Consider the following 23,984-nt stretch of genomic DNA (forward strand, 5'->3'; position numbering starts at 1 on the left):
CACGGTCTCTCGCCCGCACCCATCCTGACACAGTCTAACTACACAGGGATCGCAGGCATCCCTGCCTGCTTTTGGAAGCGTTAGCCAGACCGCGGGAAAAGCAGGCAAGGATGCCTGCGATCCCAGAAAAACCGCTCTCTCTACATATTCCCGCGGATCAGGTCCGTAGCCTTCTCGCCGACCATGATCGCGGCGGCATTGGTGTTCGAGCCGATCAGGCTGGGGAAGGTCGAGCTGTCGCAGATGCGGATCCGCTCGAGGCCCCTCACCCGCAACTGGGGATCGACCACGGCCATCGCGTCGATGCCCATCTTGCAGGTGCCGCTGGGGTGATAGGAGGTCCTGCCGTAGCGGCGCGCATAGTCCGCAAACTGGGCGTTGGTTCTGACGTCGTCCCCGGGCAAGTGCAGCCGCTTGATGAACTTCTGCAGGGAAGGCCTGGCGAAGATCTCCCGGCTGATCCTCACCCCCTCGGCGGACACGCGGACATCGTCCGGCTCAGCCAGGAAATTCGGGTCGACGATCGGATTGGTGGCAGGGTCGGAGGAAGACAGCCGGACCGATCCGCGGCTTTTCGGGCGAAGCGTGTAGGAGTTCAGCGTGATGCCCGATCCGGAGGGAACCGTAGGCACGCCCGCTTCGGCGCCCGCGCCGGCCAGGAAGTGGAATTGCAGGTCCGGTATCGCGGCATCCGCATCGCCATACCAGAAGGCACCCCCTTCGACGACATTGGAGGTCACCGGCCCGGATTTGAAGAGCAGGTACTGGAGCCCCGCCCATAGCATCCAATGCCACTTGTTGTACTTGTCGAGGCTGGTCGGTCCCTTCAGTTCAGCCACGATGTCGACGCCGAAATGGTCGTTGAGGTTCTCGCCCACGCCGGGCAGATCCTCGACCACCTCGATCCCCAATTTCCTAAGATGATCAGCAGGCCCGACCCCCGAAAGCATCATGATCTTGGGCGATCCGATCGCCCCGGACGTGATGAGGACCTCGCTCTCGGCTCTCGCGGTAACGAGCTGGCCATTCCTGACGAATTCGACGCCAATGGCGCGCGCCTTCTGGAACAGGATGCGCCGGACCAGGCAACCGGTCTCGACAGTGAGATTGGATCGCTTCGCTGCCGGCCTGAGATAGCCGACGGCAGCCGAGCAGCGCCGGCCATTGCGGATGGTCGTCTGGTAGATGCCGGCGCCTTCCTGTGCCCTGCCGTTAAAGTCCGGATTATAGGGCATGCCGAACTCCTGGCAGGCCTGGACGAAGGCACGCGACATCGGCTGCGGGTCGGGCAGGTTCGAGACCCCCAGTGGCCCGTCCGCCCCGTGCATGTCGCCGGACAGAATGGTGTTACCTTCGGAGCGGATGAAATAGGGCAGCACCTCCTTGTAGGACCAGCCGGCCGCCCCCTCCTCACCTGCCCAGCGGTCGAAGTCGGCGGCGTGGCCCCGTGTGTAGATCTCCGCATTGATCGAGGAGCCGCCGCCAATCACCTTGGCCTGGGCATAGGGGATCTCCCGGTCGCAGGCATGGCGCTGCGGTGCCGTCTTGAGCCCCCAGGTCAGCGGCCCCGCCGTCATCTTGGCGAAGCCGACCGGCATGTGGATGTAGGGGTTGCTGTCGCGGCCGCCGGCCTCCAGCAGCAATACGCGCACGGCCGGGTTCTCGCTGAGGCGGGCGGCAAGCACGCAGCCCGCCGAGCCGCCGCCGACGATCACATAATCGTAGCCATCTTCCTTCATCAGCGCACCCAAGGCTCGCGCTTGCCAATCTCGATATGGACGGACTTGATCTGGGTATACTCCTCGATGCCGTAGGAGCCAGCCTCGCGTCCCCAGCCCGACTGCTTGAAGCCGCCGAGCGGAAGTTCCGGGCCGCCGGCCAGCGTGGTGTTGACCCAGAAGCGGCCGGCACGAACGCGGCGCGTCACGTTCAAGGCCTTGTCGATATTCTTGGTCCACACGCTCGCGGCCAGGCCGTAGACGGTGTCATTGGCCATGGCGATCGCTTCGTCCTCGCTGTCGAAGGGCATGACCGCAAGCACGGGGCCGAAAATCTCGTCGCGGGCGATCGCCATCGAACCGGTGACGTCCCCGAACAGAGTGGGCGCGATATACTGGCCGCGACCGAAGTCGAGCGCTTCCCCGCCGCAGACCAGCCGCGCGCCCTCCTCCTTGCCCTTGGCGATATAGCCCAGAATGGTGGTGTTCTGGGCCGTGGTGGTGATGGCGCCGATCTGCGTGGTCGGATCGAGCGGATCGCCGACCTTGACCCTGGCCAGCTTGGCGGCGACCAGCTTCTCGAACTCCGCCGCCACCGAGCGTTCGACGATCAGGCGGCTGCCGCTCACGCAGCACTGGCCGGTGTTGAAGCCGATACCGAACGCCACGCCATCGGCGGCATCCTCCAAATCCGCATCCGCGAAGACGATCTGCGGATTCTTGCCCCCGAGTTCCAGCCCGAGCTTCTTGAAATTGCCGCCGGCGGCCTCGACGCAGCGCCGGCCCACGGACGTCGAGCCGGTGAAGGACACCATGTCGATATCCAGATGTTCGGTCATGGCCTGGCCGATGACGCTGCCCGAACCGGTGACGACATTGTAGCAGCCGTCGGGCAGCCCCGCTTCCGACAGGATCTCGGCCAGCATGAGAGTGGTGGCCGATGTCACCTCGGAGGGCTTTGCGACGATGGTGCAGCCGGCCGCAAGGATGTAGGGCACCCTTTCGCAGAGGATCAGGAAGGGGAAGTTCCACGGCGTGATCAGGCCGACCACGCCGATCGGCTCCCGTGTGACCAGGCCGAACATGCCGTCGCCCAGATTGTTGAAGGCATCGCCATGCAGCGTCCTGGCGAGGCCGGCGGCATATTCGAACATGCCGGCGCAGCCATCCACTTCCGCCCGCGCCTGGCTGATGGGCTTGCCGTTCTCCAGGGTTTCCCAATAAGCCAGTTCCGCGGCACGGCTGCGCAGGATCTGGGCGGCGCGCAGGAGCACGTTCGCCCGCTCGACGGCCGGGATCCTCGACCAGCGCCCGTCCTCGAAAGCACGCCGCGCAGCCTTGACGGCAAGGTCCAGATCCTCCCTGGTGCACTTCGGAATGCGCGTCACCGGCACGTCATGTCCCGGGCTGCGGCGCTCGAAATAGGCCCGGTCTCCCGCCTCCATCCGCTTGCCATCGACAAAAAAGCCGAACGTCCTGGGACTGTCGGGAAGCGACTGTCTACCGACGACCTGATCCATATTCTGAATCCTCTCGATCTATGAGCAATTATCGGGGCGCCGAAGGCGCAGTTGTTTCGTTGCTTCGAAGTGATCTGCCAATGCCGTCACGCGGTCGTGTCGATCTGGGTCTTCAAGACGGCCGGCCGGTCCTGGATGGTTTCGAAGGCCGATTGAATCGCGCTCAGCGGCACGACCGTGCCGGTGAAGGGCTCGACCTGGAAGCGCCCGTGTTTGAGCAGCGTCAGGGCATCGTGCATGTCCTGGCCGATGCCGGCCACCGAACCCTTGACCGAGTTTTCCCGCAGCACCGTTTCAAGCAAGGGAAGCGGCACGCTGTCACCAGGGCCCGTGATGCCGAAGGCGGCAACATGGCCGCCGGGGCGGATGAGCCTGAAAGCCTCGGCGTAGAGTGCGGGCGCACCGACGCTTTCGATCACCACGTCCGCCCCGCGCCCCTCGGTCGCCTCGGCGACGAGCCTGCGAGCGTCCTTGGGGTCGGTGATGACGAGATCGGCGCCGGCCTTCTTCGCGAGTTCCGCACGAGGTTGCGAGGGTTCCACCGCGATGATCGGCGCGGCGCCGACGAGGCGCATCATCTGGATGTGGAGGTTGCCGATCGGCCCGGCGCCGAGCACGACGACCGACATGCCGAAACCGATGCCCGATTTGCGCGCAGCCCGGACAACACAGGCGACCGGCTCCGTGAGGGCCAGCAGCTCTGGCTTCGCCTCGGTGGGCGCCGGAATGACCAGACGCGCCGGAACCGCGACGAACTCGGCAAAGCCGCCATCGCGATGGATGCCGATCTGGCTGACCGCCTGGCAGTTCAGAACCTCGCCGCGGCGACAGAAGAAGCAATGCCCGCAGCCGATATTGACGTCCGCGACGACGCGCTGCCCGACCTGCAGGCCCTGGACCCTGTCGCCGACGCGGCTCACCGTGCCGGTGAACTCATGCCCCGGGATGAAAGGCAGGGTATCGGCGGCATAGTGCCCCCTGAAGATATGGATGTCGGTGCCGCAGATGCCGCAGCGATCCACCCTGATGAGAGCGTCATCCGGGCCGATCTGGGGGATGGGCACCTCCCGGACTTCGAACCTCCCGGGGTGGGTGAGCACTGCAGCTCGCATCATGTCCATGTCGCCAACCCCTCGCTTATTTCACGATCCGCATCTTCGAGCGGTCGATGGTGAGGGCGATCGCAACGATCAGCACGATGCCGAAGAAGATCTGCTGCCCCGTGGCGGGGATGTTGAGATAGAGCATGCTGGCGCGCACGACGGCCACGATCATCGCGCCGATGAGCGTGTTGACGACGCCGCCGACGCCGCCGGTGAGCGGGGTGCCACCGACAAGCACCGCGACGATGGCCGGCAGCAAAAAGCCCTCGGCCAGGGTCGGCGAGCCACCCGAGAGCTTGACCGAGAACATCAGCCCCGCGATCGCCGCGAACAGGCCGGAAAGGGCGAAGGCCAGGACCTTGTAGCGCTCGACCCGGATGCCCGATGCCACGGCCGCAAGTTCGCCAGCGCCCACGGCCTTCAGCGTGCGCCCGGCGGTCGTCCGGCTTTGAATGAACCATGCGATCGCAAGCAGCCCCAGGGACACGACCAGTTCGTGGGGTATCCCGGCGGTTCTGCCGAACATCCATCCGAACGCCTGGTCCCTCGCTGCCACATCCATGTGCAGAGCGCGCTGGCCCGACGCGAACTGACCGACCGAAAGGGCCAGGCCGCCGACCGCCAAAGTGGCGATGAAGGAGGGCACCTTGAGCCTCGTCGTCACCAACCCGGAGACAGCGCCGAACAGCAGGCCGACCAGCGCGATCAGGAGGGCGCTGAAGACGCCGAGATAGGGCAGCGACAAGGTGGCGAGCACCGTCGTCATGTTCGCTACCGATTGGGCCGAAAGATCGATGCCGCCGATATAGATGGCGAGCGTCATGCCGAGCGCCATGATGAACAGCGGCGCAATGTCGGCGCCGAGTTCCATCAGGTTCTGCGGCCTGAGGAAGGTGGGGTCCATGATGCCGACAAGCAGGATCAGCACGAGAAGCGTGATCCAGGGGAAATGGCGCTTGAGCTGGTGGAGATTCATCACCCTGGCGCTCACGTCATGTGATGAAGCAGGTCGTAAAGGGAGGGCTTTGCGCCTGGCTGACAATTGAACCATTTTTGGATCTCGCCATCCTTGACAACGGCTATGGTGTGGCTGAGGCCGATGGCCTCTTCGAGCGTGTCGGCGATGAGCACGATGCCCACCCCATCGGCCGACATCTCCCGGATCATTTCGTAGACGTCCTCCTTGGCACCGATGTCGAGGCCGCGCGTGGGATGGTCGAGGAGGATGATGTTCGAGCCGCCGCTGCGCCATTTGGCGAGCACGACCTTCTGCTGGTTGCCGCCCGAGAGGTTTCCGCAATCGGCGTTCTCCGAGGAGGCCTTGATCGACAGGCGCTTGATCCAGACGCGCGCGAGCTTGCGCTCGGAGCCGATGTCGAGAACGCCGGCCCTGGCATAGTTCCCGAGCTGCGAGAGCGTCATGTTCTCGAAGACGTTCATGCCGCCGACGATGCCTTCGATCTTGCGCTCCCTGGGGACATAGCCGATGCCGCGGGCGACACCCTGCGAAGGACCGAAGTCGTTCACCGGACTGCCATGGAGCGCCAAGGTGCCCGATTGCATGCGCTCCAGGCCGAAGATCGTGCGCAGGATCGCCTCGCTGCCGCACCCTTCGACCCCGACGAGCGCCAGCACTTCGCCGGCATGCAGTTTGACGGAAATGTCCTTGTAGTGGCCGGGCAGGCTGATCCGGTCCGCCTGCAACAGCAGCTTCTGGACATCGTAGGGGCGCTGCTTTTCTTCGCGGTAATATTCCTGGTTGATGTCGCGCCCGACCATCCGCTGCTGGATGGCTTCGGCCTTGGCCTCGGCGCCTTTGACGACATCGACCACCGCACCATCCTTGAGCACATAGATGCGGTCGGACAGTTCGATGACCTCGTCGAGGCGATGTGAGACGAAGATGAACGAGGCACGCTTGCGCAGGTCGCGCACCAGGCCGAACAGCAGCCCGATCTCCTCCTTCGAAAGTACCGATGTCGGCTCATCGAGGAGGATCACGAGATGGCCCTGCACGCGCTCCTCCAGCGTCAGCACCTTCGCCAATTCGACGAGCTGGCGCTGGGCAAAGGAGAGCTTGGCAGTGACCGTCCTGGGATCGATCTGCAGCTTGACCTTCTTGAGCTGTTCGCCGGCCGCCTTGGCCATGCGCTTCCAGTCGATCTTGCCGAAGCGGGCGAACTGCTTCTCGAATCCGAGGAAGATGTTCTCCATCACACTCAGGTTGGGAATGAGCGACTGTTCCTGGAAAACCATGCCCACGCCGCGATCCATCGCTTCACGCGGGTTCTGGAAGCGGACGGCCTTGCCGTCGACGAGCACCTCGCCGCCGTCATGCTGGACGGCGCCATAGATCACCTTCATCAGCGTCGACTTGCCGGCGCCGTTCTCGCCGACGAGCCCGATGATCTCGCCGCGGTCGATCTGGAAATTGATGCCCTTCAGGGCATGGACGCCGGGGAAGCGTTTTTCGACGTTTCGAAGTTCGAACATGGCGCGCCTATTTCACGAAGGCCAGCGATCGACGATCGGTGGACAGATAGACTGCTGTGATGACCAGAAGGCCGAGGACGCCGTCCTGGACGTAGCTCGGCAGGCCGACCACCACCATGCCGTTGCCGATGACGTTGACGATCAGCACGCCGACCAGCGTGTTCCAGACACCGCCGGCGCCGCCCCAGAGCGCCGTGCCGCCGACGACGACCGAGGTGATCGAGACGAACATGAAGTTGCGGCCGGTCACGGTCTCGGCGATGCCGATCTGGGCCACGGCGAGAATGGCGCCGAGGGCATAGAAGACGCCGGCGATCATGAAGCAGATGACCCGTACCCTGGAGACATTGAGGCCCGAGGCATGGGCCAGGTCCTCGCCGCCGCCGACGGCGTAGAAATTCCGGCCGATGGTCGTCTGTGTCTGGACGAACCAGCCGGCGATGACCGCCGCGAGCGCCACATAGGCCATCAGCGGAAAGCCGCCGAGACGGTAGGTGAGCAGCGAACGAAAGAGCGGATCCTCGACCAGGATGCGGTCACCGCCCGTGATCAGCAGCGAAAGCCCGATGCCGACGAAGCCCATCGAAAGGCTGGCCATGAAGGAGGGAATCTTGAGGCGGACATGGACCAGGCCGGTCACCGCGCCGAAGATCGCTCCGACCGCCATGGCGCCCGGGATCGCCAACCAGCCCCAACCGGCCAGGGAACCACCCAAGGCTCCGAACAGCGTCGCGAAAAGCACCGCGCAGACCGCGACCGAGCCTTCCATCGACAGGTCGATCGAGCCCATCAGGATGACGAATGTCACGCCCACCGCGACCATCAGCGCCGGCGTCGACGAAATCGCGATGCGCGCGAAATTGCGCACCGACAGGAAGTTGGGATTGACGACCGAGAAGAACAACACCAGCGCCAGGAGCACCAGGACGGGCGCCCATTTCTGAATATTGTCCTTGGTGAGCAGGCTATCCATGTCGCGCTCTTGCGTCAGAGGGAACGGGATGCAGGCGCACGCCCTCCCCATGGCGTTTTGCGATTTGGTGGAAGCACCAAGAAACGCAAAGACGCGTCGAAACAGGGAACCAGAGCAAACAAGCGTTCACGCTTGAACGCGCTTTGCTCTGGAGGGCGGCGTACGACCGATGCGGAAGGAAGGGATCAGGACTTGTACTGGATCTGTCCCTTGCTCGGGCCCCAGAAGTCCTTCCAGTCATATTTGGGATTGCTGTCGAGATATTTGGCCTTGAATTCCTGGGCGTCCTTGGGCGTGACCAGGATCGTCGGCCCGTAGAACTCGCGGTGTTCCTTGGGTTCGCTCGAGGGCTTGAAGGCCCCCGTAGCCGCGTAATAGGCAAGCGCCGCGCTGATGCCGCCGCCCCAATAGGGGTTGGTAAAGACGGTCGCCAGGATCTGGCCCTTGGCGACGAGTTCGACAGCCTGCTGGTTGCCGTCATAGGAGACGACGGGCATTCCCTCGATACCCTCGGCGCGCAGTGCCTCGAGCACGCCATAGGCGATCGTGTCATTGGCGCAGTGAACACCCTTGATCTCGTCGCCATAGCGCGTGATGAAGCCGGCCATGACCTGGTTGGCCTTCTGGGTATCCCAATCGGCCGGCTGCGCGTCGAGCAGTTGCACGTCGGGATAATCCTTGAGGGCCTTCTTGAGTCCGTTGAGGCGCTCGATGGCAGGATTGTTGGAGGCGATCCCGCCCAGGTGAACCACGCCGCCCTTCTTGCCCATGGCGTCCATGAGGATGCGGGCCGTCTGCTCGGCCGGTCCCTCATCCGACCAGGTCATGTGGGAGACGTAATGGTCGCCGAAGTCCCAGGGATGCAGATCGTCGGTCTTGTTCCAGATGGTGGAGACATAGGCGCCGGCGGCGGCGACGGCCTCCACCACGGGACGGCAGTTCGGCGCATCGTTCGCATCGATCGCCAGCGCGACGTTACTGCCATTCTTGCCGAGCAGCGCCTTGACGTCCGCCAGCGACTTTTCGCTGGAGCCTTCGTTGATGAGATTAACCAGGGCGGTCTTGGGCAGCCCCAGGCTCTCGACGAAGGCTTCGCCGCCCGAGACGATGTAGTTCCAGTAGGGATTGGTCCTGTCGCGATAGCTCCAGGCTATCGTCGGATTGGTTGTCGCCGCTCGTGCGGGCCCCGATCCCAGCGCGCCGAGCGCCGCCAGGCCTCCCAGGCCATAGGCCGATGCCAGCAGCAGATTGCGGCGATTGACCGTCTCCTGCTCGATGAATTTCTTGATGAACGACATGCCTTCCTCCCCTGCGGACCCGTGCATCGCACCGCGTTTTTGAGCGTCACCGGACGCTGCCGCATTTTCGATATTGCACTATCTAGTTACTTCGTTATCGATGGCGTGTCAACGCCGCTGGATGCACGGATCTGGCCTCGGATCGTTGCAGCAGGGGAGTGCGGGAAAGTGCATACGGCACTGGCGCCGCGCCAAAGTAACCAGTAAGTTACCAAAATTCTTGAGCGAATCCGGCTAGCAGCGGACAAAGTGCAACTGGAACGAGATCACGGACGGCAGCGCGTCAGGCAACGCCAATGAGGTAGGAATGCTCACCAAGTCCCCCAAGCGCCCTCGGATCAGAGACGCGGAAGCCACCCAGGCAAGAATCCTGGCCGCAGCAAAGAAGGAATTTGCGAAGAACGGACTTGGCGGCGCGAGGGTCGATATCATTGCCGAACGCGCCAAGGCCAACAAGCGCATGATCTATCACTACTTCAACAGCAAGGAAGATCTGTTTCAGCGCGTTCTGGAAGACGCCTATTCCGACATACGGACGGCCGAGCAAAAACTCGACCTGGAGCGCCTCCCACCCAAGGAAGCGCTTGAACGTCTGGTGCGCTTTACCTGGACCTATTACCTGAAGAACCCGGAATTCTTGACGCTCGTCAACAGCGCCAATCTCCACAAGGCGAAGCACATCAAGAAATCCGAGGTCGTTCGCCAGGTGAGCACGCGCTTTGTCGACATGGTCGGGAACCTGCTCGACCGCGGCGTCGAGACCGGCGAATTCCGATCGGGCATCGACCCTGTACAGCTGAATATAACGATCGCGGCAATCGGATATTACTATTTTACGAACCGCTATACCGGGTCGATCGTCTTTCAGCGCGACCTTATGACCCCCGAAGCACTGGAAGAACGGATCCGTTTCAATGTCGATACCATCATGCGACTTGTAGAAGCCTGACGCATGAACGGGTCAACGCGAACCGAGCTGTCGCGGGCAGGGATGAATCGCATCGTCCTTGCCGAAAATCAGCGGCTGTCGCCGAAGACGTGAGCCGCCTCTGCATCGAACCGCAGCCATACCGCATCGCCGCAGCTGAGGCCGGCAATAGCCTCGTGGCCGAACGGCAGCCTTACTGACAGTTCGTGTCCCTTGCCTGTCCTCGTCACCACATGAATGTTGTTGCCCAAAAAGGTGATGTCGCTGACCGTGACGGGCACCCCCTTGTCCGGCGACGCTTTCGACAAGAACAAGCGTTCCGGCCGCAGCATGACCGAAGCCTTGCTGCCGGAGGCCGAGCCGTGCATGGGCACATCGGGCACCGTCATCGTGTCGCAGATCGAGATGCTGGCACGGCCGGGGGCTGACGAGAGAATCTCGCAGGGCAGGAAATTGCTGTCGCCGATGAATTCGGCCACGAAACGCGTCGCCGGATTGGCATAGAGTTCCGGCCCGGTTCCGATCTGGTCGATCACCCCCTTGGAGAAGACCGCGATGCGATCGGACAGGCGCAGCGCCTCTTCCTGGTCGTGCGTCACATAGAGGATGGTCACACCTGTCTGCTGATGGATGCGGCGGATCTCGTACTGGATCTCCTCGCGAAGCTTCTTGTCGAGCGCGGACAAGGGCTCGTCCATCAACAGCACCGGAGGGTCATAGGCCAACGCCCTGGCGAGAGCCACGCGCTGCTGCTGGCCGCCCGACATGTTGGCCGGCTTGCGGTCCTCATACCCCTCCAGCCGGACGAGCCGCAGCATCTGCCTGACCTTGGCATCGACCTCGGCCTTGGGCTTGCGCCGGACCTTGAGGGGAAAGGCGATGTTCTCGCCGACGGACAGATGCGGGAACAGAGTGTAGCGCTGGAACACCATGCCGATATTGCGCTGGTGCGAGGGGGTGGACAGCAACGTCGCCCCGTTCAGCTTGATATCGCCCGCCGTCGGATTGTCGAAGCCGGCCAGGATATAGAGCGTCGTGCTCTTGCCCGAACCGGAGGGGCCGAGAAAGGTCAGGAATTCGCCTTTCTCGACATCGAGGTTGACGTTCTGGACCGCGACGACAGTGCCGTATTCCTTGCGGATGCCTTGGATTTGCAGGAAGGGCTGCGTCATGATTTCAATCCTTTACGCACGAGAGCGACCAGCGTCATCAGGACCAGGGTCAGCAGGATCAACAGCGTCGAGGCTGCCGCGACCACCGGCGTCAGATCCTGGCGCAAGGTCGCCCAGACCTTGACCGGCAAGGTCTGCAGGGTGGGGCTTGCCATGAAGATGGCCACCACCACCTCGTCCCACGAGGTCAGGAAGGAGAAGATCGCGGCGGAAAACAGGCCGTGGCTGATCGAGGGCAGCGTGATCCTGATCTTGGCCTCGAGCGGCGATGCCCCGCACAGCACGGCCGCATCCTCGATCGACTTGTCGAAGCCCTCGAGGGCGCTGCTGATCGAGAGGATGGAGAAGGGCAGCGCCAGGACCAGATGGGAGGCGACGAATCCGGTCATGGTGCCGTTCAGCCCGATCTTCAGGAAGAAGGCATAGAGGCCGACGGCCAGCACCACCACCGGCAGGATCATCGGCGTCAGGAACAGGGCCTTCAGCCCTTCGCGGAACCAGAACCGGCCGCGCACCAGGCCGAAGGAGGTGACGAGCCCCAGCAGGACGGAAAGCACCGTCACGATCGCCGCGATCTTGAAGCTGGTCCAGGCCGACTGCAGCCAGCGCGGATCGGCGAACAGATCCGAATACCATTTCAGCGTCCAGCCCGGCGGCGGGAAGATCAGCCATTGCGACGAGCCGAATGACAGGGCCGCGATGAACAGGATCGGCAGCAGCAGGAAGGCAGCGGTCAGGGCCGTGATGGCGAGCAGGACGAATTTCCACCAGCCCAGGCGTTCGAAGTTCAGCAGCATGCTAGCGCCCTCCCAGGCTATGGTCGCGGAAGAAGCGCAGCTGCACGGCGTAAAGCGAGAGCGTGACGACGAGGAGGACCAGCGCTGCGGCGCCCCCCATGCCCCAATTGACCAGGGACTGCACGAACTGGGCGATGAGTTCGGCCAGCATCATGTTGGCGGTACCGCCGAGCAAGGCCGGGGTGACGAAATAGCCGAGCGACATCACGAAGACCATGAGCGCGCCGGCGACCATGCCCGGCACCGCCAGAGGCAGGAGAATGCGCGTCAGCGATTGCCAGCGCGTGGCGCCGCACAGGGCAGCGGCCTGGAGGATCGCCGGATCGATCTTCCGGATCACCCCATAGAGCGGCAGCACGATGAAAGGCAGCATGATGTAGACCATGCCGATCGTCACGCCGACGAGATTGTTGACCAGCGCCAGCGGCTTGTCGATCAGCCCGATGCTCATGAGCAGCTTGTTGATCACGCCGGTGCGCTGCAGCAGCACCATCCAGGCATAGGTACGGGCGAGCAGGTTCGTCCACATCGACAGCAAGAGGATCGCAAAGACGATGGCGGCGAGCTTCCTAGGCATGATCGCCAGCGCCCAGGCGACGGGAAAGCCGATGGCCAGCGAAACCACCGTCACCACCGCCGACACCAGGAAAGTGTTGAAGAAGATCCGCAGATAGGTGGAGGAACCCAGCAGTTCGGCATAATTGCCGAAGCCCGGCACGGGTTCCAGGACGCTTCGCAGCAGCAGCAGGGCCACCGGCACGACGAAGAAGAGGGCGACGAAGGCTAGGGCCGGCATGATCCAGGCCAGGCCCGTCGGCCTGGTCGGGCGCGAAACAGGCTGTACCGCGGCGCCGGCTATTATCTGCTGGGACATGGCAATCCTTTCCGCATGGGACATATCGGGAAGCCCGAACAGTCCGCCGTTCCGGCTCCCGTCCGGGCCATCCTTGCATCATTCGATGTTGCTGCCGGGCAGGAACGGGTGGGAGGGAGCGCTCCCTCCCCTTGCACGCTGCTCCGCTTTACTTTGCCTGCCAGTTTACTTTGCCTGCCAGGCGTACCAGCGTTCGCCGATCGCATCGCGGTTGGCAGCCCAATAGGTCATGTCGGCGTTGACCTGGCTCGCCTTCTGCTGATCGGGCAGGGTCTTGACCGTCTCCGCATCCATGAGCTTGGCGGAACCGAGGTTGATCGGCGCATAGCCCGTCGTAGCAGCCATGTCCGCCTGGGCCTGGGCCGAGGTGGCGAAGGCGATGAACTGCATGGCGGCATCCTTGTTCTTCGTGCCCTTGGGCACGACGAGCGAGTCCGCCGCCGTGATGTTCTGTTCCCAGGATGTCTCGACCTTGACGCCAGTCTTGGCGAGCGCCGTCATGCGGCCATTCCAGACGCTGCCGAACGGGGCTTCCGCCGAAGCGATCAGCTGCTGCGACTGCGCCCCGCCCGACCACCAGATGATGTCGGCCTTGATGGTGTCGAGCTTCTTGAAGGCGCGGTCGAGATCCAGCGGGTAGAGCTTGTCCGCCGGGACACCGTCAGCCAGCAACGCGGCCTCGATCACGCCTGGCGCCGACCATTTGTAGAAGGTCCGCTTGCCCGGGAATTTGGCGGTGTCGAACAGATCCGCCCAGGTCTTCGGGCAGGCCGCGACCGCATCGGCGTTACAGCCGATCACGAAGGAATAATAGAAGCTGCCGACCGAATAGTCGGTCACGAAGCGCGGATCGAGCTTGGATTTGTCGATGACGCCGAAGTCGAGCTTTTCCAGAAGGCCTTTAGGGCCGGCCTGCGCGGCGTAGTCACCTTCCACGTCGACCACGTCCCAGGTGACATTGCCGGCCTCGACCATGGCCTTGATCTTGCCGTAGTCTGTCGGCCCATCCTGTACGACATTGACGCCGGCCTTCGCCGTGAAATTGTCCGCCCATGCTTCCTTCTGGGCGTCCTGGGTGGTTCCACCCCAGCTCGAGAAGACCAGGTCCGCTGCGACTGCAGGTGACGCCATGATCAGCAATGCCGCACAGGCGGCCAGTATCGATGTCGATTTCATGTTCCCACGCTCCGGTTGTCAGGGCTCTTGTCTGGATATGTCATGTGAACGGTACCCCTCCGACGGAGAGAAGGCGGCCGGCTTCATGATCTTGTTTTCGGCAGTTTCTATGAGGTCGCGGATCTTCGGCAGGAAGGCCTGCCAGCGCGGATCGGAGGCGAGCGAGGCCCGGCGCCGTTCCCTGTCGTCGAGGCTCGCATAGGCCCAGATATGCATGATTTCGTTGATCGGACCGATCTCCGAGAAGAAGTAGCCGACCAGATGCCCCAGATGCTCCTTCTGGATCGCGATGCCCTCGTCCTCGACGACCTTGAGGTAGGCTGGCACCGTGCCGTTCCTGAGCCTGTATGTGCGGACCTCGTAAAACATGGCGTCACCGCATCACGAAGGGATCGGGGATCGGGTCGTCCGAGGTCCTGAGCCAGACCGTCTTCGTCCGGGTGTAATCAAGCGCCGCGGCGAGGCCGCCCTCGCGGCCATGGCCGGAAAGCCCGAAGCCACCGAAAGGCGCGATCGGCGAGACGGCGCGGTAGGTGTTGACCCAGACGACACCGGCGCGGATGCCCTTCATCAGGCGATGGGCGCGCGTCAGGTTCTGGGTGAACACCCCCGACGCCAAGCCATAGACGGTGTCGTTGGCCAGACGCAGGGCTTCCTCCTCCGTCTCGAAGGAGACGACGGATAGAACCGGCCCGAAGAATTCCTCGGCCAGCGACGGCGAATCCACGCCGTCGCAGTCGAGAATGGTCGGGGGATAGTAGAACCCCTCCCCGACAGGCACCCGGCCGCCGGTGACGACCCTGGCACCCGCTGCGGACGAGCGCTCGACCAGCGCGTCGATATGCTGGCGCTGACGCGCCGTAGCGAGCGGCCCGACCTCGGTCGCCATGTCGAGCGGACTGCCGATGCGCACGGCCTCGGCCTTGCGCTTGAGAAGCGCGAGAAAGCGATCCTTCACGCTTGCCTCGACGATCAGGCGCGAGCCGGCGACGCAGGACTGGCCGGTTGCCGCGAAGATCCCCGCGACCTGGGCATTGGCGGCGCTTTCGAGATCGGCATCGGCGAACACGATGAAGGGCGACTTACCGCCCAGTTCCAGCGAGGTGGAGGCCAGGTTCTCGGCGGAATTGCGCACGACATGGCGCGCCGTCTCCGGTCCTCCGGTGAAGGCCACATGGGCGATCCTGGGATGCCGGCCGAGCGCAGCGCCACAGGAGGGGCCAAAACCGGTGATGATGTTGACGACGCCCGGCGGAAAACCGGCTTCATGCACCAGCCGGGCGAATTCGAGGAGCGGCGCCGGCCCGTCCTCCGAGGCCTTCAGCACCAGGGTGCAGCCGGCGGCGAGCGCAGGACCGAGCTTGACGGCCGACAGGAAGAGCTGGCTGTTCCAGGGCACGACCATGGCGACCACGCCAACCGGCTCCCGGCGCAGCCAGACTTCCATGTCCGGCTTGTCGATCGGCAAATAGGAGCCCTCGATCTTGTCGGCGATGCCGGCATAATAGCGGTAATATTCCGCCACATAGGCGATCTGGGCCGATGTCTCGCGGATGATCTTGCCGGTGTCGCGGGTCTCGAGTTCGGCCAGCCTGGCTGCATTGGCGGCAACGAGATCCGCCAGCTTGTAAAGCAGCTTTCCACGCTGGGTGGCCGTCAGCTTCGACCAGGGGCCGTCATAGAGCGCCTTGTGTGCGCTCTCGACCGCTCTGTCGACGTCAGCCTCACGCGCCTCGGGCATCTGGGCCCAGGCCTTGCCGGTTGCCGGATCCACGCTGTCGAAGGAAGCCTCGCCGTCGCAAAAGGCCCCATCGATGTAGAGCTGGAAGCGCTGCATCGCATCAATCCTTGAAGGCAGGCATGACGTCGGCGATGAAGCGTTCGAGCGAGGCTTTCTTGCGCTCGAAACTCACGCCGGTGTCGATCCAGAACGAATATTCGTCATAGCCCAGCGCCTCGTAGTGCTTGAGGCGGGCAATGACCTCGTCGACCGTGCCAAGCGCGAGATTGGCCCGCATGACCTCCGGCGAGAGCGTGGCATTTGCCGCGATTTCCTCCTCGCTCAGCCGCTGGATCAGCCCCTGATGGATCGGCCGCTCGTTCTTAAACCAGGCGAAGAAGTAGTTGTAGTAGACGCTCAATTCCCGGGTCGCCTGCGCCACGTCGGCCGCATCCGCGCCGACATAGGTGTGAAGCAAGAGCATGATCTTGGGCCTGGGAACCTCGGGCGCCTTCGCGCAGGCCGCCTCGAAACGCTCCATCAGGCTCTCGATCTCCCGATCGCCATTCCAGAGCGGGGTGACCTGCACATTGCAGCCATTGACGACCGCAAACTCATGGCTGTTGGGATCGCGGGCGGCGACCCAGATCGGCACCGGATCCTGCAGCGGCTTGGGCGCGGAGGTCGTGGCCGGGAATTTCCAGAACTCGCCGTCATGGGCGTAGTCCCCTGCCCACACACCCCGGACGGCAGGGATGAGCTCGCGCATGCGCTGGCCGGCCTGCCAGGCATCGAGACCCGGCAGGAGGCGCTCATATTCGAAGGAGTAGGCGCCGCGGGCGATGCCCACGTCCAGACGCCCGTCGCTGATCAGGTCCGCCATCGCGGCTTCGCCGGCCAGCTTGATCGGGTGCCAGAAGGGCGCGATCACCGTACCGGTGCCGAGGCGGACTTTGCTGGTACGCCGCGCCAGGTCGGCGATGGTGACGAAGGGGTTCGGCGCGATGGTGAAGTCCATGCCGTGATGCTCGCCGGTCCAGATGGCGTGCATGCCCCCCTTGTCGGCGATTTCGCACAGCGCCACGAACTCGTCGTAGAGCTGCTTGTGGGACTGGCCGGCATCCAGCCTTTCCATGTGCACGAATAGCGAGAACTTCATGGACGGGGTCCCTTCGTAGAAATGGAATGCACCCTGCCGGCCGTCTCGCTCCCAAAATAGACGCCGAAATTGCCGATGGAGCTTTCCAGGGCAAAGCGCGCGAGAATGTCGGCGGTGGATTGATCCTTGACCTCACCGGCACGGACCGCGTCCGGCCGGATGAACCGACCGACCCTCGGTTCCCCCTCGCCCGCGAAGGCACGGTAGACGATGTGCTGGAAGCCCGAACCCTTGTCCTCATAGACCGAGTAGAGAAAGCCGATGGTGACGGACAGTCCCGTGAGTTCCTCCAGGTAGCGCGCCAGCACATCGGTGGGATTGCCATCACCGCCGCGACAGGCCGGAAGGGTCATCGGGCCCTCGCCGAGCAGCAGCACCTCCCCCTCGCGCTCGAGGACCGCACCGAACTCGATATTGCCCTCGGCCGCCGCCGATACCGCCCTGGCGGAAAGATTGGGCGTGAAATACCCGCCCCGCGCATAACCCAGGCCATTCAGGCCGGAATTGTCGAAGACCAGGACCCGGCCGACCAGGATGACATGGTCCCCGGCATCGACCACCTCATGCATCGCGCATTCGAACCAGGCCGATACGCCGGAAAGGATCGGGCAACCCTGGGCGCCAGGACGCCAATCCACAGCCGCGAAGCGGTCCTCGACCGGCCGCGCGAAAGTGTTGGAAACATCCTTCTGCGTCTCGGACAGGATGTTGATGGCAAAGGCGCCGGCCTCCGTCATCGCCGCATAGTTGCGTGAACTCTTGGCGAGGCAGACGAGCAGGAGGGGCGGATCAAGCGACACGGAGGTGAAGGAATTGGCCGTGAAACCGATCGGCTTGTCCGCCGCATCGCGCGTCGTCACCACGGTCACGCCGGTAGCGAAGGCACCGAAGGCGTCACGAAGGGCTTTGGGATCGAGGTTTGGTGCGCTCATGCCGGCTTCTCCTCTGCCACCAGCCATTCCGCCAGGACGGCGTTGACCGCTTCGGGCGCCGTCAGATTGACCATGTGCCGGTGGCCCTCAATGATGCGAGCCCACCCCTTCGGAGCGGCGGCAGCCATCGCCCGCGCCATCTCCGGCGTGGAATTGGGATCGCCCGATCCGGTCAGGAACAGCGCGGGACAAGCCACCTCGGGCCAGCAGTCGGCATAGGTTTCGTCGCCACCGGCAAAGGCTGTATAGGCAACAGCATACCCCTCCGGATCGACCTGTTCGAGCCAGGCTCGGGTCAGTTCGCGGGCGCGGCGATTGTTCGGCTCGTCGTCGAACCAGCGCGCCAACGGGCCTTCCTTGTCGACGCCCTCCGCGCGGATGGCCTCGGCCCGGGCCAGCACAGCCGCCTTCGCCTGCGGATCCCGCCGGTAGACGCCATTCAGATAGGCGACGCGGGCAACCCGCCCAGGAAAGCTCGCAACGGCGCCACCCGAAATCATCGCGCCCATGGAATGGCCTGCAATGCTGGTGCGCCCCAGGTTCAAATCATCAAGAAACCGGCCGAGCCAGGCGACGAAATCCGTGACGCTGCTTCCCACCGGCAGCCTGTCACTCCCGCCATGTCCCGGCATGTCCACGGCGATGACACGATGCGTCTTCGAGAACCGTTCGATCTGAGGGGCCCAGGCTTCCAGGCGCATGCCGACCCCGTGAATGAGGAGCAGCGCATCACCCTCACCCGCTTCGAAATAGGCCGCTCCCCGTGCGCTTTTCTGGCGAGGAAACGTCCCGGCGGCTGCCAGGTCGGTATCGCTGGATGGCGTTGCGGGTCCGGTCTGCATGGCAGCGCCCGCCTGCTCAGACGCCGGCCGGATTGGCGACATCCTGCCCGAGATCCTTCAGATCCTGGTAGCGATCGCCGATGCGGTGATGGGGACGCCCGCCAACGGAGGCGCCCAAGGCCACGACGATTTCGTCGGCGGCGGGGGCATCCGCGATCGCAGCCTGGATCGTCAAATAATGGGAACGCCGCCCCTCGTCGTTCTTGTCCATCAGCGGGATCATGATGGGAGCATTGGCCGGGCCACGCGTGTTGCAGAAGGCGAGATAGGATTTGGCGCCGACCGCCTGGCGATAGTGGTTGCCGAAGCGCAGCGTGTGGATCAGGGCCGAGGCATGCTCGATCTCGCCGTCCAGCCCGACGACGGCGGACTTGCCGTAGCCTTCCACCGCCTCGCCGGAGCCGACCGCATCGAGGATCATCTTGGTCAGCAATTCGCCCAGGACAGGCGCGACGGCGTGGATCTCGGGCTTCAGATCGTCGACGAAGCCCCTGCCTGCCCAGGGGTTCTTCACCACGGCGATGGCCGCAAAGAGCTTCAGAGGCCGGGGAGCAGCCTTCCCTCCTTCGATCAACGTCGTCTCGACCTGAAGCAATGTCTTGCGGATCTGGATGGCCATGGAAATATCCTCATACGGTCATTGCATCTTATGGTATACCATAATATCACGTGTCAATGCTTGCCCGGATGATTTTTTGCGGCTACACCAAGACATGAGCAAGAACGCCGACAATCTCGCCGCCCTCAGAATCGAGAATCCGCCCGCGACATTGCGTGAAATCGCTCTGGAGAGGATGAGGCGGGCGATCATCAACGGCCTCTTCGAGCCGGAGGAGCGTCTCGTCGAGCGCACCCTGTGCGATCAGCTCGGCGTTTCCCGATCCGTCATTCGCGAGGTCATTCGTCACCTGGAAGCCGAGGGTCTGGTGACGATGCTTCTCAATAAGGGGCCGATCGTGGCGCGGCTCGATTGGGACGATGCCCGCCAGATCTATGCCATCCGGGCCGCGGTTGAATCGACGGCCGTTGCCGACTGTGCCCGCCTTGCCGATGCCGACGTGAAGAGGCGGCTGAGGAAAGCGCTGGACAATCTCGACCGCACGTCGCGGCAACGCTCCCCAGCCGCGATCATCGACGCGACGACCGAGCTCTACAAGATCATCTTCGAGGCTGGCGGCCACAAGATCGCCTGGGACATCGTCAGCCGCCTGAACAGCCGTATCTCCAGGCTGCGCGTGATGACGCTGTCGACCGCCAACCGCATGGTCACCGGCCCGGCGCAGATACGCGAGATTTTCGACGCCATCGAGAAGAACGATCCGGACGCCGCAGCAGCAGCCTGTCGGCGGCACATTTCGGCCGCCGCTGCGATTGCCGAGGTGGTTCTGGGCGACATGCAGGCCAGGGCGTAAAGCCGCGCCCCTGGCCGTTCATGACATCCATGGCAGGCGGAGAGCGGCTGCCCAAGGCGGCGATGGGAACGACATGTCACACCGCCCGCCGCTCAGCGCGGCGGCGGCTACTCCCGCAGCCACACCCGCATGTCGCCCGGCTGCCGGTTGTCCCAGGCAAAATAGGGGACAGCCCGCACCATGGCCCGTTCCCTGTCGGGAGGGGTGTTGCGATAAAGGGAATCGCCCCAATCCGAGGTCCGATCGGCAACAGCCTGCGCCGACAGCGTCACCACGCCGCCCAGTAGATCCGGCGCCTCGGTGGCCTCGATCGTAGCGGCCGGCGGCAGGACAAGGCTATGGAGCGGTTCGGAATTGTCGACCTCCTCCACGCAATAGATCACCGGCCCCCTGGCAAGCGCGACCCTGCCGGCATCCTGGCGAACCCTGGGATTGGCGTAGAGGCGCCGCGCCGGCATGTCGAGGTCGAGGCGGATCGTATCCGTCGCCTTCCATTCGCGATCGAGCGTGACATAGCCATCGGCCAGCACCGCCGGGAGATCGACAGTCTCGCCATTGACCGCCAGTTGCGCCCGGGGACACCAGCCGGGAACGCGCAGATGCAGCTTGAAGCGCAGCGGCCGCTCGGTGTCGATCGTCATCGAGACCGCGCCATCCCAGGGATAGCGGCTGGTCTGCGTCAGCACCGCCTTCTGTCCGTTCACCTCGAACCGGATGGTGCTGTCCCCATAGAGATGCACCGCAACCGCGTCCTCGGCCAAGCCATAGGCATAGGTGCCGATCGAGGCGACCATCCGTCCGATATTGGGCGGGCAGCAGGGGCAGCGGTGCCACTTCCAGCGATTATGCCGGCCACGGCTTTCGAGCGGATTTTCGTAGAAGAAACGCGAGCCGTCGAGCGACAGGCCCGAGATCGAGCCATTGTAGAGCGCCTGCTCCATCACGTCGGCATAGCGTGCATTGGGGCCCACGCCGAGCATCCTGCTCGCCCAGAACACCAGGGCGACCGAGGCGCAGGTCTCGGCATAGGCGGTATCGTTGGGCAGGTCGTAATCGGACGTGAAGCCCTCATTGGCCGCCGATGGGCCGAGCCCGCCGGTGACATAGAGGTTCTTGGTCGTGAGGTCGTCCCACAGGCGCTCCAACGCCGTCCGGAGGCTGTCATCCGCGAATTCCGCGGCGATGTCGGCCATGCCGGCATAAAGATACATCGCCCGGACGGCATGGCCGACGACCTTGTCCTGCTCGCGTACGGGCTTGTGGGACTGGTTATATTCATACGTCTTGAAATGGTAATCCTTCGGGTCGGCGCCACGGGCCCTTGCTTCTTCGTCGAAGTAATGCGGCTGCTGGCCGCGCTGGTCGACGAAATAGCGCGCCAGCTCGAGATATTTGCGCTGGCCCGTTACGCGCGCCAGCTTGACCAAAGCGAGCTCGATCTCCTCATGGCCGCAATAGCCCTTGCGCTTGCCGGCCTCCGCCCCGAACATATCGGCGATGTGATCGGCAAACCGGCACATGATGTCGAGGAGCTTGCGCTTGCCGGTGGCCTGGAAATAGGCGACCGCTCCCTCGATGAGATGGCCGGCGCAATAGAGCTCATGACAGTCGCGCAAATTCGTCCAGCGCAATCCCGGCTGGATACGCTGATACCAGCTCGACAGATAACCATCCGCCTGCTGAAGCTTGCCGAACATGTCGATGACCGCGTCGATCTTGCGTTCCAGTTCGTCATTGCGGCGGCGATAGAGCGAATAGGCGGCGGTCTCGATCGTCTTGCCCCAGTCGGAGTCCCAGAACATCTGGGTCGTCACCGTGGCGCCGGTGAACTCGTTGCCGGTCGGCGACATCGAATGGAACGGAATGACCACGCCCGGCGACGGGACGTCGGGATCGATCTGCTCGAGCATGCGGGCCTCGACGCAGCGATCGTAGAGGATGTCGGCCGTGCGCGAGGCAACCGCGTCGATGCGGTCACCCCAGAACCCGGCGATCTCGACTTGCGCCACCGAGGGTGGGCGAAAGGCCGTGTTGGCGGGCGCGTTGGATGGTGCGGCACTGAAACCAGGCATGAACGGATCTCCAGGTGATGTCGGCTACTTCACCGCGCCGGCCGTGAGCCCGCGGATGTAGTAGCGTTGCAAGAGCAGGAAGAGCAGGAGGCAGGGGATCATCATCACGGTGACGCCGGCCTGCACCCCTCCCCAGTCGATGGCGCCGAAGCGGCCCGACTGCAGGGCCGTCATCATGACCGGCAGGGTGAACTTGCTCTGGTCCGTCATCAGCACCAGGGCGGCAAGGAATTCGTTCCAGGCACCGAGAAAAGCGAATAGCGCGATCGTCACGATCCCCGGCCAGACCAGGGGCAGCATGACGCGGATCAGCAGGCTGACGTCGTTGGCCCCGTCCATGCGGGCGGCTTCCTCGATCTCTCGCGGCACTGCATCGAAGGCGTTGCGCATCATGAAGATGGAGAAGGGCAGTTGCAGCGTCACATAGACCCCGACCAGGCCCGTCAATGTGTTGTGCAGGCCGAGCTTGGTCAGGATCAGGAAGATCGGCGTCAGGATCGACTGGAACGGGATCATGATGGTCGACAGGATCATCATGAACAGCAGGTTCTTGAACGGGAAGCGGAAGCGGGAAAAGCCGTATCCGGCGAAAACGCTGATCAATACCGACAGCAGCACCGTCATGCCGGTGACATAGATACTGTTCAGGGCCGGCTGGGCCAGGCCGTTGCCGAAGCCATTCAATGCCGCATAGTTCTCCAGCGACAGGCCGCTGCTCGGCCAGGGCGGCAAGGGCGGCTGGCGCGCCTCCATCGGTGACTTGAGGCTGGAGAGGACCGTCCAGACGATCGGCGCGGCGAACACGACCGCAATGAACACGCCGATCGCATGGGTCCCCAGAAAGGAGACGGGGGATCCTCGTTCGGTTGCGCCAGCCGTCTTCATTCCACGCCCTCCGGCTGGCGGAGGATTCGCAACTGGATCAGGCTCAGGACGATCAGGACGATTAGCAGCACCATCGAAAGGGCGGCGCCGTAGCCGAGCTTGAAGGAAACGAAGGACTGGTTGAATATCCAGTAGACGGCAGTGAGGGTCTGGTTGTTCGGGCCGCCCCGAAGGATGATGTAGAACTGGTCGAAGGCCAGCACCGATCCCGATACCGAGAGGATCAGCGCAAGCGCCAACGTGCGCCGCATCAGGGGCAGCGTGATCAGGCGAAACCGGGCCAGGGCCCCTGCCCCGTCGATCTTGGCCGCTTCGTGCAGTTCGCCGGGTATGGACTGCAGGCCGGTCATCAGGATGACCATGGTGAAGCCGGCGACCTTCCACACCACCATGGCGATGATCGACCAGAACGCCGGCTGGAAACTGGCGAGAAGATTGATCTTCTTCTGCGTCAAGCCGAGGTCGAACAGAGCCGGGCTGAAGAGGCCGGAATCGACGTTGAGCAACCAGGACCACAACAGGCTGGCGGAAGCGAAGCCGACGACCACCGGCATGAAGAAGAAGGTCCGGTAGACGCCGACGCCCGGCCGCGGCCTTTCGATGAACAGGGCCAGCGGAAAGGCGACGGCGAAGATCGCCACCGTCACGATGCCGGTGTAGTAGGCGGTAAAGCCGAGGGCCGACCAGAAGCGTGTGTCATGGGCGATCGCCAGATAGTTGGCGATGCCGATGAAACGCGGCACTCCCATCAAGGGCCAGTTGTGCAGCGACATCCAGGCCGTCATGCACAGCGGCATGATGAAGAACACGCTCACCAGGGCGATCGCCGGCGCGATGTAGACCAGCCCCATGAGATTGCCCGAACTGCGGCGGCGCATTCGCGTCCGCGCGCGCGGCAAGGCTGCCGAGA

General features: G+C 63.7%; 22 protein-coding genes. 2 read left to right on the forward strand and 20 right to left on the reverse strand.

What is annotated here, in order from left to right:
• Nucleotides 1-140: 140 nt before the first annotated feature.
• The 7 genes from QM672_RS23845 to QM672_RS23875 all read right to left on the reverse strand — a co-directional run bounded on the left by QM672_RS23845 (nt 141) and on the right by QM672_RS23875 (nt 9,105).
• Nucleotides 141-1,739 carry a GMC family oxidoreductase gene (locus tag QM672_RS23845; protein WP_415085599.1) on the reverse strand — a complete coding sequence of 533 codons (1,599 nt, stop codon included), beginning with the start codon at nt 1,737-1,739 and terminating at the stop codon, nt 141-143.
• The gene (locus QM672_RS23850; protein ID WP_415085601.1) at nt 1,739-3,238 is read right to left on the reverse strand and encodes an aldehyde dehydrogenase family protein; all 1,500 of its coding nucleotides are present in this window, start codon (nt 3,236-3,238) and stop codon (nt 1,739-1,741) included. Before QM672_RS23850 ends, QM672_RS23845 begins: the two co-directional genes overlap by 1 nt.
• Nucleotides 3,239-3,324: 86 nt before the next feature.
• Entirely contained in the window at nt 3,325-4,359 is a 1,035-nt protein-coding gene (locus tag QM672_RS23855) for a zinc-dependent alcohol dehydrogenase (protein ID WP_415085603.1), read from the reverse strand.
• A gap of 16 nt (nt 4,360-4,375) precedes the next feature.
• The gene (locus QM672_RS23860) at nt 4,376-5,317 is read right to left on the reverse strand and encodes an ABC transporter permease (protein ID WP_149249472.1); all 942 of its coding nucleotides are present in this window, start codon (nt 5,315-5,317) and stop codon (nt 4,376-4,378) included.
• Between the two features lie 11 nt (nt 5,318-5,328).
• Nucleotides 5,329-6,834: a sugar ABC transporter ATP-binding protein gene (locus QM672_RS23865; protein WP_415085605.1), complete on the reverse strand. Its 1,506-nt coding sequence runs from the start codon at nt 6,832-6,834 to the stop codon at nt 5,329-5,331.
• Nucleotides 6,835-6,841: 7 nt separating this feature from the next.
• Nucleotides 6,842-7,807, reverse strand: coding sequence for an ABC transporter permease (locus QM672_RS23870; RefSeq protein WP_415085607.1), 966 nt, complete (start codon nt 7,805-7,807; stop codon nt 6,842-6,844).
• A gap of 185 nt (nt 7,808-7,992) precedes the next feature.
• On the reverse strand, nt 7,993-9,105 hold the full coding sequence (locus QM672_RS23875) for a sugar ABC transporter substrate-binding protein (protein ID WP_367624613.1): 1,113 nt from the start codon (nt 9,103-9,105) through the stop codon (nt 7,993-7,995).
• A 307-nt stretch (nt 9,106-9,412) separates the two neighbouring features.
• Between QM672_RS23875 and QM672_RS23880 the strand changes: the two genes are divergently transcribed.
• Nucleotides 9,413-10,054: a TetR/AcrR family transcriptional regulator gene (locus tag QM672_RS23880; protein WP_367624614.1), complete on the forward strand. Its 642-nt coding sequence runs from the start codon at nt 9,413-9,415 to the stop codon at nt 10,052-10,054.
• Between the two features lie 68 nt (nt 10,055-10,122).
• Here QM672_RS23880 and QM672_RS23885 read toward each other — a convergent pair whose 3' ends face one another.
• The 10 genes from QM672_RS23885 to QM672_RS23930 all read right to left on the reverse strand — a co-directional run bounded on the left by QM672_RS23885 (nt 10,123) and on the right by QM672_RS23930 (nt 19,324).
• On the reverse strand, nt 10,123-11,205 hold the full coding sequence (locus QM672_RS23885; protein WP_415085610.1) for an ABC transporter ATP-binding protein: 1,083 nt from the start codon (nt 11,203-11,205) through the stop codon (nt 10,123-10,125).
• A complete protein-coding gene (locus QM672_RS23890) occupies nt 11,202-12,002 on the reverse strand; it encodes an ABC transporter permease (protein WP_311936513.1) in 801 nt (266 codons plus the stop codon). Before QM672_RS23890 ends, QM672_RS23885 begins: the two co-directional genes overlap by 4 nt.
• A gap of 1 nt (nt 12,003) precedes the next feature.
• Complete coding sequence (locus tag QM672_RS23895) at nt 12,004-12,876, reverse strand: ABC transporter permease (RefSeq protein WP_311936515.1); 873 nt, start codon at nt 12,874-12,876, stop codon at nt 12,004-12,006.
• 165 nt (nt 12,877-13,041) lie between these two features.
• Entirely contained in the window at nt 13,042-14,052 is a 1,011-nt protein-coding gene (locus QM672_RS23900; RefSeq protein ID WP_415085613.1) for an ABC transporter substrate-binding protein, read from the reverse strand.
• 18 nt (nt 14,053-14,070) lie between these two features.
• The gene (locus tag QM672_RS23905) at nt 14,071-14,421 is read right to left on the reverse strand and encodes an NIPSNAP family protein (RefSeq protein ID WP_415085615.1); all 351 of its coding nucleotides are present in this window, start codon (nt 14,419-14,421) and stop codon (nt 14,071-14,073) included.
• Nucleotides 14,422-14,425: 4 nt separating this feature from the next.
• On the reverse strand, nt 14,426-15,889 hold the full coding sequence (locus QM672_RS23910) for an aldehyde dehydrogenase (RefSeq protein ID WP_367624618.1): 1,464 nt from the start codon (nt 15,887-15,889) through the stop codon (nt 14,426-14,428).
• 4 nt (nt 15,890-15,893) lie between these two features.
• Entirely contained in the window at nt 15,894-16,931 is a 1,038-nt protein-coding gene (locus QM672_RS23915; protein ID WP_367624619.1) for an LLM class flavin-dependent oxidoreductase, read from the reverse strand.
• Nucleotides 16,928-17,863 carry a flavin reductase family protein gene (locus tag QM672_RS23920; protein ID WP_311936530.1) on the reverse strand — a complete coding sequence of 312 codons (936 nt, stop codon included), beginning with the start codon at nt 17,861-17,863 and terminating at the stop codon, nt 16,928-16,930. Before QM672_RS23920 ends, QM672_RS23915 begins: the two co-directional genes overlap by 4 nt.
• Entirely contained in the window at nt 17,860-18,705 is an 846-nt protein-coding gene (locus QM672_RS23925; RefSeq protein ID WP_415085618.1) for an alpha/beta fold hydrolase, read from the reverse strand. Before QM672_RS23925 ends, QM672_RS23920 begins: the two co-directional genes overlap by 4 nt.
• 16 nt (nt 18,706-18,721) lie before the next feature.
• Nucleotides 18,722-19,324, reverse strand: coding sequence for an amino acid synthesis family protein (locus QM672_RS23930; protein ID WP_311936536.1), 603 nt, complete (start codon nt 19,322-19,324; stop codon nt 18,722-18,724).
• A 94-nt stretch (nt 19,325-19,418) separates the two neighbouring features.
• Here QM672_RS23930 and QM672_RS23935 point away from each other — a divergent pair, with 94 nt between their 5' ends.
• Nucleotides 19,419-20,117: a GntR family transcriptional regulator gene (locus QM672_RS23935; RefSeq protein ID WP_311936539.1), complete on the forward strand. Its 699-nt coding sequence runs from the start codon at nt 19,419-19,421 to the stop codon at nt 20,115-20,117.
• 107 nt (nt 20,118-20,224) lie between these two features.
• Here QM672_RS23935 and QM672_RS23940 read toward each other — a convergent pair whose 3' ends face one another.
• From QM672_RS23940 to QM672_RS23950, 3 genes are read right to left on the reverse strand one after another with little or no spacing between them, the layout of a single operon-like run.
• Nucleotides 20,225-22,189: a glycoside hydrolase family 127 protein gene (locus QM672_RS23940; RefSeq protein WP_415085621.1), complete on the reverse strand. Its 1,965-nt coding sequence runs from the start codon at nt 22,187-22,189 to the stop codon at nt 20,225-20,227.
• Nucleotides 22,190-22,213: 24 nt separating this feature from the next.
• Entirely contained in the window at nt 22,214-23,074 is an 861-nt protein-coding gene (locus QM672_RS23945; RefSeq protein ID WP_415085623.1) for a carbohydrate ABC transporter permease, read from the reverse strand.
• The gene (locus QM672_RS23950) at nt 23,071-23,952 is read right to left on the reverse strand and encodes a carbohydrate ABC transporter permease (RefSeq protein WP_367624880.1); all 882 of its coding nucleotides are present in this window, start codon (nt 23,950-23,952) and stop codon (nt 23,071-23,073) included. Before QM672_RS23950 ends, QM672_RS23945 begins: the two co-directional genes overlap by 4 nt.
• Nucleotides 23,953-23,984: the final 32 nt, after the last annotated feature.

This window comes from Labrys sp. (in: a-proteobacteria) (assembly GCF_047605565.1).
Lineage (GTDB): Bacteria > Pseudomonadota > Alphaproteobacteria > Rhizobiales > Labraceae > Labrys > Labrys neptuniae.

Bases quoted from the DNA above. Each gene is read 5' to 3' on its own strand.
- QM672_RS23845 (WP_415085599.1), bottom strand. From the start codon at position 1,739: ATGAAGGAAGATGGCTACGATTATGTGATCGTCGGCGGCGGCTCGGCG.
- QM672_RS23850 (WP_415085601.1), bottom strand. From the start codon at position 3,238: ATGGATCAGGTCGTCGGTAGACAGTCGCTTCCCGACAGTCCCAGGACG.
- QM672_RS23855 (WP_415085603.1), bottom strand. From the start codon at position 4,359: ATGGACATGATGCGAGCTGCAGTGCTCACCCACCCCGGGAGGTTCGAA.
- QM672_RS23860 (WP_149249472.1), bottom strand. From the start codon at position 5,317: ATGAATCTCCACCAGCTCAAGCGCCATTTCCCCTGGATCACGCTTCTC.
- QM672_RS23865 (WP_415085605.1), bottom strand. From the start codon at position 6,834: ATGTTCGAACTTCGAAACGTCGAAAAACGCTTCCCCGGCGTCCATGCC.
- QM672_RS23870 (WP_415085607.1), bottom strand. From the start codon at position 7,807: ATGGATAGCCTGCTCACCAAGGACAATATTCAGAAATGGGCGCCCGTC.
- QM672_RS23875 (WP_367624613.1), bottom strand. From the start codon at position 9,105: ATGTCGTTCATCAAGAAATTCATCGAGCAGGAGACGGTCAATCGCCGC.
- QM672_RS23880 (WP_367624614.1), top strand. From the start codon at position 9,413: ATGCTCACCAAGTCCCCCAAGCGCCCTCGGATCAGAGACGCGGAAGCC.
- QM672_RS23885 (WP_415085610.1), bottom strand. From the start codon at position 11,205: ATGACGCAGCCCTTCCTGCAAATCCAAGGCATCCGCAAGGAATACGGC.
- QM672_RS23890 (WP_311936513.1), bottom strand. From the start codon at position 12,002: ATGCTGCTGAACTTCGAACGCCTGGGCTGGTGGAAATTCGTCCTGCTC.
- QM672_RS23895 (WP_311936515.1), bottom strand. From the start codon at position 12,876: ATGTCCCAGCAGATAATAGCCGGCGCCGCGGTACAGCCTGTTTCGCGC.
- QM672_RS23900 (WP_415085613.1), bottom strand. From the start codon at position 14,052: ATGAAATCGACATCGATACTGGCCGCCTGTGCGGCATTGCTGATCATG.
- QM672_RS23905 (WP_415085615.1), bottom strand. From the start codon at position 14,421: ATGTTTTACGAGGTCCGCACATACAGGCTCAGGAACGGCACGGTGCCA.
- QM672_RS23910 (WP_367624618.1), bottom strand. From the start codon at position 15,889: ATGCAGCGCTTCCAGCTCTACATCGATGGGGCCTTTTGCGACGGCGAG.
- QM672_RS23915 (WP_367624619.1), bottom strand. From the start codon at position 16,931: ATGAAGTTCTCGCTATTCGTGCACATGGAAAGGCTGGATGCCGGCCAG.
- QM672_RS23920 (WP_311936530.1), bottom strand. From the start codon at position 17,863: ATGAGCGCACCAAACCTCGATCCCAAAGCCCTTCGTGACGCCTTCGGT.
- QM672_RS23925 (WP_415085618.1), bottom strand. From the start codon at position 18,705: ATGCAGACCGGACCCGCAACGCCATCCAGCGATACCGACCTGGCAGCC.
- QM672_RS23930 (WP_311936536.1), bottom strand. From the start codon at position 19,324: ATGGCCATCCAGATCCGCAAGACATTGCTTCAGGTCGAGACGACGTTG.
- QM672_RS23935 (WP_311936539.1), top strand. From the start codon at position 19,419: ATGAGCAAGAACGCCGACAATCTCGCCGCCCTCAGAATCGAGAATCCG.
- QM672_RS23940 (WP_415085621.1), bottom strand. From the start codon at position 22,189: ATGCCTGGTTTCAGTGCCGCACCATCCAACGCGCCCGCCAACACGGCC.
- QM672_RS23945 (WP_415085623.1), bottom strand. From the start codon at position 23,074: ATGAAGACGGCTGGCGCAACCGAACGAGGATCCCCCGTCTCCTTTCTG.
- QM672_RS23950 (WP_367624880.1), bottom strand. From the start codon at position 23,952: ATGCGCCGCCGCAGTTCGGGCAATCTCATGGGGCTGGTCTACATCGCG.